We start from the raw sequence: 12046 nt of genomic DNA on the forward strand, positions 1-12046 counted from the left end.
CGTAAACCTTGTACATGCACTTTTTTACTGCCTGGAAAAGAATTTACATTTGGATTATTTGACTGTTTTTCTTATCGCTTGCCATTTCATTTCCTCCTTAGAATGAATGGGTTCAAACGGAGTCCGCCGAAATGTACAAAAAAGACCGCAACGTAAAGATGCGGTCTTTGAATACAAAAAGGCTAGGTCGTTTCCTCCGCTGGCATTACCCAGATCAGGTTTAACGGTCGATGACGAAATACGGTCATCCTCTCAGCCTGGCATTCCCAAGCTCCCGCGTGTTTATGAAGTTGTCACTTATAGATCATATACCCGAAGCTAAAAAAAAACCAGAACTTTCTGCAAATCGATTTATTTCCGTTAAGGTTAGCAGCGACTACCAATCTCTTACAGATCCGTCAATCCCGTTCAGTTTTGGCAAAACCCTTGTAGGCTTTGGTGGAAGGGAGGCTGCAATCTCTTCATTGAATTCCACTCCCAGACCGGGACCTTCGGGCGGGTACGCATAACCGTCCACGATTTTAGGCCAAGGCGTCACTATATCCGTCGGTTTAGCGGAATCCACCCAGAAACCTTCCATAAGGGTAATATTAGGAATGGCCAAAGAAATATGTACACTTGCTGAAGTCCCTAACGGCCCCCAGTTATTGTGCGGGACCACATTAATGTTATATACCTCCGCCAAAGCCGCAATTTTCTTGATCTCCGTAATACCGCCGCACCAGCATACGTCGGGCCGCAAATAATCTACGTAACCGTCCACTACCAGCTCCCGGAAATCATACTTGTTATGTCCGCGTTCCCCGGTTGCGAGCGGAATGTTCGTATGATTTCTGTACCTGATCAATGCCTGCGGATTTTCATGACGAATCGGATCTTCAATGTAAAAAGGTTTGAATTTCGCTACCCCTTCGGCAAGCATTACGGCGAAATCAGGATCATACCGTCCGTGGCATTCAAGTATAAGGTCGACATCGTCCCCAACCGCGGCACGAATGGCTTCCGTATATTCGATTTGCTGTCTGACCGCCCGTTTATGATCGTGCAGGTTGATCTCGTCGGTATCGTGAAAGCCGCGGTAGCGGATGGCCGTTACTCCTTTGGCCGCCAGCTTCTTGGCGTTCGAGGCAATTTCTTCCGCCGAATTGCCGGTGATATGTCCGTAGAGTCTCACCTTTTCCCGGGCCAGCCCTCCAAGCAATTGATACACGGGCACGTTAAGAGCTTTTCCCTTAATATCCCAAAGGGCCATATCGATAGCGGCAATTGCAGATCCGGTTACCGGGCCGCCCCGCGCAAATAAACGACGGAAGCAAGCCTGCCACAAATATTCGATCCGCTGCGGATCCTCCCCGATGATGTACGGTTTTAATTCCTCCACCATGCCGATAACGGCTAGCGGTGTAAAATTCGAGCCTTCCCCATAGCCGGTAATCCCTTCATCCGTCTCAATTTTGACAAAGACTCCGTTCGCTTGAAAACATTTGACATTTGTAATTTTCATGCGGTTGCGCCTCCTATATGGTTGAATAAAAGCAGTACAGCCGATTTGTCTGTTTTTCACGCTCAGGTGCCGCTTCGGCACTCCGTTCGTTATCCTTTGATGGAGCCCAGCATAACGCCCTTGGCAAAATATTTTTGTAAAAACGGATACACAATGAGTATCGGGAGCATCGCAACGACAACGGCCGCCATCCGGATCGTTTCCTGCGGAATCATCTTTTCTTCCGCCGAACCCGCTGCTGCAATTCCAGACGATTCAGAATCAATGACAAGCGTTTTGACCAGAACCTGAAGCGTCCACTTTTTGGCGTCCGTCAAATAGATCAGTGCATTAAAATAGGTATTCCAATGAGATACCGCAAAAAATAACGTAAACGTGGCAATCGCCGGCATGGATAATGGAAGCACAATACGAAGAAACACCGTCAAATCATTACAGCCATCGATTCTTGCCGCATCCTCCAGCTCATCGGGAAGAGCGTCCATAAAGCTTTTCACCACGATCAGCGTCCAGGCGTTCGTCAGGCTGCTCAGGATCAGCGCCCAATACGAGTTAAGCAGTCCCATTTCTTTTATCAGCAAATAGTTGGGAACAATTCCTGCATTAAACAATAAAGTGAAAATGACACAGACAAGCATAAAATTTCTTCCTATCACATGCTTTTTAGTCAAGGCGTAGGCCAGCGTGAACGTAAAAACCAGGTTGAGCGCCGTGCCAACGACAGTGACGAAGGTTGTACTTTTCAACGAATTCATAAAGCTGTTGGTTGATAAAATGTATTTATAAGAAGCCAGCGAAAAATTTTCCGGAAACAAATAAAATTTAAAAGGAATATAAGTATCGGGATCCGTCAGAGATACACTAAACACATAAATAAACGGGAAAATACTGATGACGGATATGAGCAAAAGCAGAGAATAGTTTACATAATCAAACAGTGTCAAACCTTTCTTATGCACGAAACTCATGGCTTCACCCCACTTTTCTTAATAGATACCTTCATAACCTAATTTCTTCACAACATAATTAGCCGTCACCACAAACACCAACCCTACGACCCCCTTGAATAATCCGACGGTAACCCCGATACTGAACTGACCGCGTAAAATCCCCTGTGTATAAGCATAAGTGTCAAAAACCTCGCCTACCTCTCTGACAAGCGGGTTCATCATCAGCAGGACTTGCTCAAAGCCGACGTCAGCCATATTGCCCAGACGCAAAATCAGCAGGACCACAATGGTGGGACGGATGGCCGGCAGCGTAATATGCCAAATCTGGCGAAAGCGGGATGCACCGTCAACCACTGCCGCTTCATAGCGCTGCGGGTCGACACCGGCAATGGCGGCGAGAAAAATAATGGTTCCCCATCCTGTTTCCTTCCAAATGGTTTGTCCTGTAATCAATCCCCAAAAAAAGCTAGATTGCGTTAAAAACGGGATAGGTGTTATGCCAAGCGAATTAAACATTTTATTAACAATCCCGATATCCGTAGACAAGATAAAAAAGGTCATGCTGGCTATAATAACCCAGGATAAAAAATGCGGCATATAGACAATCGATTGGTTAATCTTTTTAAATATCTCGTGCCGAACCTCATTGACCATCAAGGCGAGAAAAACAGGAATCGGAAAATAAAAGATAAGACCAAACAGATTAATAAGTAAGGTGTTGCGAAGCATACGGTAAAAATTCGAATCGTTTAATAAATCCACAAAATGATTAAAACCGACCCATTCGCTTCCCGAAATGCCCTTAAACGGACTATAGTCCTGGAAAGCAAGCAGCAGCCCCCACATCGGAACGAATTTGAATAAAACAAGAAAGAGAAACCCCGGCATCGCCAGCAAATAAATATATCTCCCTTTCACGATTTGCTTCCATAGCCGGCCCGAGGAATTTCGGCCTAAGGTTCCGGATATGGATGAAACGGAAGAAATTTCAGTCGGATGTTTCATAAGCAAAAAAGCTCCTTTCCGGAAGCGGGTATGAATACAAGCTGGCCATTCAGCGGTTCTTGGCCCGGAACTGGCCTGGTGTCAATTGGATGTAACGTTGAAAAATACGGCTAAGATTTCGTTCTGTATAACCGATGCTTGCCGCAATTTCTTGCAGGGTGAGATCTGTTTCCAGGAGCATCCTCTTGGCCTCCTCCATCTTGCAGTTGATAACATATTCCACAAACGAAAACCCCATGATTTTCTTAAATAGCCGGCTCACATAGGGCGGAGTCATGGAAAGCATCTCCGAGCATTGGGTTAACGATATGTCGGACAGAACATTTCCTCTGATATATTGGCATACACGCATAATATCTGACCTGCCCTTGGCAAGCTGAGTCGGATCGTTCTGAGCGATGATTCTTTGGAACATGGGAAAGCAAACATCCGTAAACCAATCGCAGATTTCCGTTGACGTCTTTCTCTCCTTCAATTGGTCAAATAAGTTACTCTCCAATACATGAAAAATGCTGCCGCCTTGACTTTCTACAGACTGAATAATGGAGGCCAGCAGAAGATGATAGGATTGGTAAGTAATCATGTGAGATTGGGAAAGCCGTGCAGCTTGAGAAAATGATTTTAATGCCTGCCTGGCTGTTGCGACATCCTTGTTTCTAAGTGCCGAAACAATGGATTCCACATCCTGATGTGGATAGAAAGAGGGGATCCTTCTTTCTGCATTATCCAGATCCTCAATGTAAAGGACAGGATTGGAATCATCAATCAACCGGTACTCCAGCGCTGCTAAAGCCTCCCGATAGGAAACCGCGACATCGGAAATATGGGCGCAGACACTCCCCAGCCCGATAGAAACCTTGAACTTCAGGAAGCGGTTCAACGCATGGCATACGGCAGCGGCATATTGCTGGGCTTCCTCCACGAGCATTGACATATCCCTGCAACTGACGACGGCAACCCCGATTCCTTTATTGAAATTTAAAATATATCCGCTTAATGAGTTATGTTCTTCAAGTAGCTCTCCCATCACATTGGTGATGGCAAATCTAATAATCGCATTGTCCTCCGGCAGAAAACGTTTTTCCTTATGAATATTTTCCAGCTCAGCGACCAAAACGATATAATGCTTGTTGACCGCTATACCCAAATCAGAGCACTCCTTCAGCAGCAATCCTTGATCCACATATCCTTTTTCCAAAAGCTTGTGAAAAAAGCGTTCGCGTAAATTGGGCTCCATTTTCCTTAAATAAGTAGACAATGATTTCGTCTCCCAATTTAAATAATTCAGGCACTCTTTGATGTAATTAATTTCATTTGGATTATTATTTTGAAACGGACCGAGACTCAAATCTTTGCCATGTTTTAATAATTGTTGGATTGGACTATATACCCGCATGGAGTTAAAGATCGTTAACAGCACGGCAACCAGGATTAAGATCAGAACGGCACAAACCGTCATCCAGCGAATCCAGCCTAATTGCTTGGAAAATTCCTCTTTTGGAATTAATGAGATGTAAATGCGTCCCGAGGTTGTTTTTTGATAAGAATAAAGCTTCTCCCGCCCATCCTGGTCTTTGGCAAGAAACACACTCGAAGGCTTCTGTTCTTCGACAATCCGCTTTAGATTCGGGTCGCTGAGCCCCTCCGTATCCACCATATTTTTTCCTTGGATGTGGAACAAAGCCCGGCCATTCACGTCCGTAACAAGCAGCGATTTATCGGTTAAGTAAAAGAAGCTGTCGTTCATGTAGCTCTTCAGCATATCAACCCGAATATGAATAATCAGTCTGTCCATTCCTTTATTCATGGTCATTAGCGGAAGTTTGCGAATAAAAGATATATAGCCGTTTTTTTCAGCCTGGGGCAAATACAGCCATTGCGCTTCCGGGGACTCCGTATTCAGGACAAAGTCGATATCCCTCATATAAGGATAATTGGATGCCGGTATTTGCCCGTAATACACCGAATTCAGCATTATATTGCCGTTTTGATAAAGCACGATCTCCCCAATGAAGTCATTGGTATTTTTTTTACGCTCCAATGCGGCGAGCATCTGTTTATTAATAAGATAATCATTGCTGTTACGATCCTCGGATAGGAAATCTACAATGGAAGGATCCAAGGCTAAATGGAAGGATTCCAGCTCGATTCCGGCCAGTAAAGACTCGATTCGATCCATCTCGAATTTTAGTGATACGAGGCTTTCCTCTTCTGTCTTATGGTAAGCTTCCTTAACCGTCATCTGATAGTAGAGGGTTCCGGCAAGAATGATCGGAATACATGCCGAAACCAGCCCGAGCCAAATAAGACGGTAAAAAAATTGCCCCTGCATATTCGACCAAACGGAAATGATACCGGTCCATCTCCTACGCAACCATTTTGCCATCTGGAACCCTCCATACTCACCAAAAACCAGAACGAATGAACTACGATTTCAAAATGGATCTCCTACATGGAGCTGATGGTATACTCCGCTTTTTCCAGCCATTCGGGGTTAATGGTCACACCCCATCCGGGTTCGTCCGGAATGGTTACCTTCCCGTCCGTAACTTTAAAAGGGTCTGAAGTATACAAGCCGTTCAGCCACTTTGTATCCTCAATGCTGTACTCCATAAACGGCCCTCCGTTAGGGAATGCGCCTAGCAAATGCATCGTAAAGAGGGTCACCATCGAATGGTTGGCTGCATGCGGTGTGCAGGGCAATCCCGCTTCCTGGGCCATCTTCGCCACACTTAGAGCACGGCTGATTCCGCCTACATAACAAATATCAGGCTGCACAATATCCACTGCTTTCATCCAGATCATCCGTCTGAACTGCGCCAAATCGCAATCCTGCTCACCGCCGGATACGGGAATCGTCAGAGCTGCCGCCACCTCCGCCGTCCATTCCAATTCAGGATACGGGCACGGCTCTTCAAAGTGGCCCACATTGTATTGCTCCAGCATGCGGCCGACTTCTATGGCCCGTTTGGGAGTATAACCGCTGTTGGCGTCTACCAGCAGAACCGCATCGTCTCCGATCGCTTTACGGACGGCGGGCACGATCGCTTCCGTACGGCCGGGCCAACGGTCTACGTCGTTGCCGAAGTTGTCGGCGATCCGAATCTTAAAAGCCCGGAACCCCTGCTCCTCCTGCAGCCGGACCATCCGCTCCGCTTCCTCCTCGGGCTTGATGTTCCGGCTCATGCTGGAGCCGTATACGGGCAGCTTGCGTAGCTTTCCGCCCAAAAGCTCGCAAACGCTCTTCCCTTCCCGTTTGCCACGGAGATCCCACAGAGCCGTATCCACCCCTCCCACGGCACGGCATATATAAGAACCCGGAAATTTATGCTCACCGACCACGATCCGCTCGGCCAAGCCTGCAATATCGTCCGAATCGGCGCCTAACGCATAAGGGGCGATTTGCCGGTGCAGCACGTTGGCGGACAGGTCGGAATGATAAGACGCAACCTGGCCGTATCCTTCCAATCCGTCTTCGGTACGCACCCTTACGATACCGACCGATTGTGTAGTAAACGTTTCAATACTGGTGATTTTGCTCATAGTTTCCATCCTCTCTCCGCCACGATTTTAAAGCCGATCATGATTCCGGCAGCGTAAAGGCTAATTGAAAGCGATTGCAAGTCATTCTCTTCAAATTTGCCTTAAGCCACTCGGACATACTTACTCGCATTACTTGCGACTTGCACTTACTTGAAATTTACTTGCCTTTGTTCGCCGTAAAATCCTTTTCGGATTTATTAAATTCCTGGAACGCCTTTTTCATTTCGGGCATAGTTCTCAATTGCTCCTGATAAGCCCTGTAATCGTCCATCGATATTTTACCGATTATGGCCTGAACGGTCTTGGTATCGTATTCATCCTGATATTTCGGCCAAATGTCGTTAAACGTATTCGAGATCAGATAGCTGAACGGATTCAGCTTGCCCTTTTCCGTCCAGTCTTTGACCATTGCTTCCGTTTCTTTATTGAATTCAGGCGGTGCGTTGACATTTCTGATTTTAAATCCGCTGTCATAAGTCAGCACAAACGGATCATAGCTGGAAATGACCATTTCCTTGCCTCCGAGCTCGGTCATCTTGGGATAACCGTCCACCATGTTATAATGAACACCCTCAACCCCGTATTCGCCGAATTTGAGGAAATCCGCCGTAGCGGTAGACTCATAGAAATCCAGAATCCGTTTCACCTTTTCCTCCGGAACCTTCTTGGAAATGAACATGCCGGGAGCATAATTTGAACGCAAGTTGATCGCATAGCCTTTCGGCCCCTTTAATACTGCGGATCTGACATAGGCGTTTGGATCCAGCTTTCTATTGGTCTCGGTATACTGCCAATCTGCCCTGACCACATACCCCATCGAGGCCGCTTTACCGGAGCTGATCAAATCCAGAGACTGCGGCTCTTTCATGGTGGAGAACTCCTTGGGAAGCAGCCCGTCCGCATACATTCCCCTGAACCATTCAACCATATCGGCATACTGCGGCGTAAGGACATCACGGATAAGTCCTCCTTCCTTATCGTAAGTCAGATCATAGACACCGAAGGCGGGCATAAAGACGTCTTTTGCTCCGTTAAGTACCCCGTGGGTGGTTAAGCCAAATGGGTTTTGTCCGGTAGGATTCGCTTTGACAATCGCTTGCAAGGCCGCTTTATATTCGTCCAGCGTGGTGGGCATGGGGATACCCAATTTGTCCAGCCAGTCCTTGCGCATCAAAAGGCTGGAATGGACCTGCGATCTCATCCGGGGTAATGTGTAAATTTTTCCATTTACTTTATTATAATCGAATACTCCGGTTTCTTTATTTTTTTTCAAATTCGGATAGTTGCTAAAATCGCCCAAAAACGGTGTGAGATCCCAAAACATGCCGTTTTCTATTGCTGTGTAAAAGGTGGGAACATTATACCCCACTCCCATTACAATCTCGGGAATATCTCCCGTTGCCAGCATGAGCTCCAATTTTTGCTGATAGTTAGCATTCGGAATCCATTGAATGTCCAATTCCACGTTGGTCCTTTTCTTGAACTCCTTCCAGAAGCTGTTGTTCATGTCCGGAAGCTCGTTATACAGTCCCCAGGCCATACTGATTTTTAACGGCTCGTCTTTCTTGGCTGCCTGATCCGTACCGCCGGTTGCCTCCGGTGAAGTTGTCCCATTGGAACAAGCCGCCAGCATAGAGACGGATAATCCTAAGGACAATAATACTGGCATTAGTTTTTTCCATTTTCGTTGCATTTTCTTCCCCCTTAAATTTAAATTGCGGCAGGAGTGGATTTCATGGTATTTAACCGCTTACATAAATAATAAGAGGTATTTTTTGGGAGAGAAACAGACAATTCTTGACGTACGCAACGACAGTTAAAAAAATTCCTACATTTGATAAAAACCGCTGTTCATGCTCAGGAACTACGCACACTTGCAGCAAACGCCGGAAACGTCTAGTGCAAAAAATGTCCTTCAATACTCGGAGCCCGCATTCCGATTGGGTGAGCGATATTATAACCTTGCCGTTTTCCGGAGCTGTCCTGTACAAAAAACATTCGCTCAGGCATGGCTCGTGTATAACATTAAATTTCTTCCGTTTCATTTCTTTGGTTCCGTCCCATTCTAATCCACGAATAAAGGCCCTTCCCCGGTTAAACATCGGGAAAAGGCCGGAGTGTAATTCGTTTCTTATCCAAGTACAGTAACTTGATTGCGGGCGACTCCCGATTCCTGGGCGGCTTTGGCCACTGCCATAGCCACACTGGAAGCAACACGCGGGTCAAAAGGATGAGGAATAACGTAATCTTGATTCAGCTCTTCCTCCGTAATTAAATCTGCAATAATTCGGGCTGCGGCAATATTCATTTCTTCATTGATATCGGAAGCCCTTACATCCAATGCCCCTCTGAAAATGCCGGGAAAAGCAAGCACATTATTAATTCGAGCGATTGCACGTCAGCTTGGGCGACATCACGCCACTATTGCTCGCGAAATTAAACGGGGTCAATCTGGTTCGTGCTACGGAGCCCTTACAGCCCAACAGGCGTATCGGGAGCGAAGAGCCACAAGCGTACCAATTGGATATAGGTTGCAAATTCAGGATTCATAGGCACCTCCGCGAAATGAAGCTTTCTTTCTTGTTAAAATCGGTTTGCCCGTGTCATACCATTTAAATCAAAGCAATAACCCCTTCATATCATTACATCAAATATACCACATATTGTGAGCTGCGCAGGCAGTCGATCTGTCGGCAGCGTCGTATCATAGCGCTATCGTACCCGTTAGTTCAATGATTTTAATACTACAAACGCCTGTTTCTCTTTTCATCTAGATAAATATCTAACGCTGCTATTCCTCTAATCGCAAGTTTAATGAATAAATAAAGGCTATATAATCCAAGAAGAATGAATAATCCGTAAACAATAAACATGACGATGGGTAATATTGAAAACAATCCGTTAGAACCCTGAAACATAATTTCACTCCTTTTCAAAATCATATCATTTTTTGAATCACGGTGTGATTTTTCCCTTATCTCGTTATCCTGCCAGTTCGTATTATAGCTTACGCCCCAACAGTACATGTAGATCAATTTTGCGAAGAAGCAAAAGGAGCAGCCCCAGCAGCCCCTTCTCTCATACCCGTTACTTTAATGATCTGGTTGTTGCACTATCGTACCCGTAAGCTTAATAAAATATCTGACTTATTTTTTCTGAAATGCATTGGGCGAACGATTGTTTTCTATTGCCTTCTTTCATTCTTAAATCGACTTCCAATCTTATTAATAATAATTTCTATATTTGATGGGCTGACCTTGATTAACAATCTAAATTGATTTTTCATTCAATATCTTTCCTAATAATTTGTTATCAATAACTTCGCAAACTAATATTGTAATAGTTATTATTACAGAATAAGTAACCTTTTTACTGATTTCCGCCTCACTATAAACAAAAATAATTACACAAAATAAAAAAATAAAAGCTAATACCGTGATTCGATCAATTCTACTATTTTTTCGGACTGGCCGTCTCTTAATAATACTTAGCAGCGATCCAACAAAAGAGCCAATGAAAGAACCAATGAATATAGGAGTATTACGCGGTAGTTCACAGAAATAAAAACAAGCAAATATAATTAAATATCCTATTATGAATGTGAGAATTTTGAGAATCTTATATCTTTTTAACGATGACTTTGATAGTGTATCGTTTCTTTCCAATAGTTTTTCAGCCCTTTCATCTAACGTCAAAATTACGAACTTGCAAAAGATTCCATCATTTGAGTATTCGTGAAGTAATCAATCTATCCTGCCCTTTCGTATATAACTCACGCCCCAACAGTACCTATAGATCAATTATTTTGGAAGAAGCAAAAGGAACTGCGCGGCAGCTCCTTCGTCACATGACTTTGTTAAGCTAACGTACCCATTAGTTTAATGGCCTCTTGTTTAAAATACGTAATGTCTCTATGGCATTAATAACAACTTTTGTCTTTTCTTCTTTGGAGGCTCCATTGGCTTCTAACATGTCCAATATATCTTTGCTCTTTCTAAGTAACAACACATCAGAGTACAAATCGATGCTTTTTTCTTCTATCGAGCAAAGCAGCCTGACAGATTGATACCCATGATGAATTGCCTTATAGGTGGTGTTATCAAAACAAAGCCTTAGCACCGCTAAATCGTGTATCCTCCATCCGTACGCACAATGATCAAAATCAAAAATTTTAAATCCATGTTCCGGACTATAATGAACGTTGGACGGATTTAGGTCTCCGTGAATTAATCCATATGCTTCGTTAGTTATTGGAAGTTGGTTAATGTGCTCAAGCATTAGGTTAGCACGAGTCTTGATAAATGATATATCGGATAACTTTAAGGACGTGATATATCTTTCTAAATTTACTAATGGCTCTTTTATCAGATAGTCCTGATCCATATTAATTCGAGAGAACTCACTTTTAAATTGGTCCGCTTTCTTATGAAGGGCCGCGACAATACTCCCAAAGGTCTCTGCATCGCTAAGATTGACATCACCGATTTGACTCCCTTCGGCGTAATTAAACAAGGCTACATATCGGTGCTCATTTTTATAAGTTACGGTGTTTAGGGTTTCTTTTTTAATACTTCGAATTGGAAAAGCAACAGGTATCCCTTTAGTGTGGAGATACTCAAGGAAATCCAGTTCAAACCGAATATCTGCAATATTTCTAATGTGGCTCTTTTTATTTTTATAAACCCTTAAAACGAATCTTCTTCCATTTGCATCAACGGAGAAATGATCATTAAAACTTCCCCTTAGGAACTTACACTTTATGGGTCTTGAAAGGTTGTATGTTTCCTCCAAGGCAACAAGCAGTTGATCTTCTTCCATCATATCACCGTTAATTTTCACATCACTCCCATTACCTCTTTTTCCACAATACTGCCCGTTACTTCAATGAAAAAGGAACAGTTGTTAGCCGCGGCGATCTGTTCCTGGTCTTTGCACTATCGTACCCGTTCGTATTATGAGGTCACCAGATCTTTCTGGTGGACCTCATTTTTGTGTGGTCGTAAGATAGCGATAGCCGGGGATTGAACGTTCGTGCCCGTGGGAC

Annotated in this window: 7 protein-coding genes, 2 pseudogenes and 1 riboswitch; of the genes and pseudogenes, 1 reads left to right on the forward strand and 8 read right to left on the reverse strand. The window is 44.3% G+C overall.

Annotated features, from left to right (window positions below; translation table 11 throughout):
* Positions 1–174: 174 nt before the first annotated feature.
* A riboswitch (TPP riboswitch) is annotated at positions 175–288 on the reverse strand.
* An 88-nt stretch (positions 289–376) separates the two neighbouring features.
* The 7 genes and pseudogenes from dgoD to AC0YNV_RS35205 form a co-directional block, all read right to left on the reverse strand.
* A complete protein-coding gene (gene dgoD, locus AC0YNV_RS35175) occupies positions 377–1504 on the reverse strand; it encodes a galactonate dehydratase (RefSeq protein ID WP_475772196.1) in 1128 nt (375 codons plus the stop codon).
* Between the two features lie 89 nt (positions 1505–1593).
* Complete coding sequence (locus AC0YNV_RS35180; protein ID WP_475772197.1) at positions 1594–2472, reverse strand: carbohydrate ABC transporter permease; 879 nt, start codon at positions 2470–2472, stop codon at positions 1594–1596.
* Positions 2473–2490: 18 nt separating this feature from the next.
* The gene (locus AC0YNV_RS35185; protein WP_475772198.1) at positions 2491–3459 is read right to left on the reverse strand and encodes an ABC transporter permease; all 969 of its coding nucleotides are present in this window, start codon (positions 3457–3459) and stop codon (positions 2491–2493) included.
* Between the two features lie 49 nt (positions 3460–3508).
* Positions 3509–5116 carry a helix-turn-helix domain-containing protein gene (locus AC0YNV_RS35190; RefSeq protein WP_475772199.1) on the reverse strand — a complete coding sequence of 536 codons (1608 nt, stop codon included), beginning with the start codon at positions 5114–5116 and terminating at the stop codon, positions 3509–3511.
* A 791-nt stretch (positions 5117–5907) separates the two neighbouring features.
* On the reverse strand, positions 5908–7002 hold the full coding sequence (locus tag AC0YNV_RS35195) for a mandelate racemase/muconate lactonizing enzyme family protein (protein WP_475772200.1): 1095 nt from the start codon (positions 7000–7002) through the stop codon (positions 5908–5910).
* A gap of 157 nt (positions 7003–7159) precedes the next feature.
* Positions 7160–8695 carry an extracellular solute-binding protein gene (locus tag AC0YNV_RS35200; protein ID WP_475772201.1) on the reverse strand — a complete coding sequence of 512 codons (1536 nt, stop codon included), beginning with the start codon at positions 8693–8695 and terminating at the stop codon, positions 7160–7162.
* 438 nt (positions 8696–9133) lie between these two features.
* A pseudogene (locus AC0YNV_RS35205) lies at positions 9134–9388 on the reverse strand (malic enzyme-like NAD(P)-binding protein); the annotation flags it as partial.
* Here AC0YNV_RS35205 and AC0YNV_RS35210 point away from each other — a divergent pair.
* A pseudogene (locus AC0YNV_RS35210) lies at positions 9387–9527 on the forward strand (helix-turn-helix domain-containing protein); the annotation flags it as partial. The pseudogenes AC0YNV_RS35205 and AC0YNV_RS35210 sit on opposite strands and share 2 nt — an antisense overlap.
* Positions 9528–10875: 1348 nt before the next feature.
* On the opposite strand, the gene AC0YNV_RS35215 reads toward AC0YNV_RS35210, so the two are convergent.
* Positions 10876–11841 carry a phosphotransferase enzyme family protein gene (locus AC0YNV_RS35215; RefSeq protein WP_475772202.1) on the reverse strand — a complete coding sequence of 322 codons (966 nt, stop codon included), beginning with the start codon at positions 11839–11841 and terminating at the stop codon, positions 10876–10878.
* Between the last annotated feature and the right edge of the window lie 205 nt (positions 11842–12046).

The sequence above is a fragment of the Paenibacillus sp. JT31N11 genome (assembly GCF_056269285.1).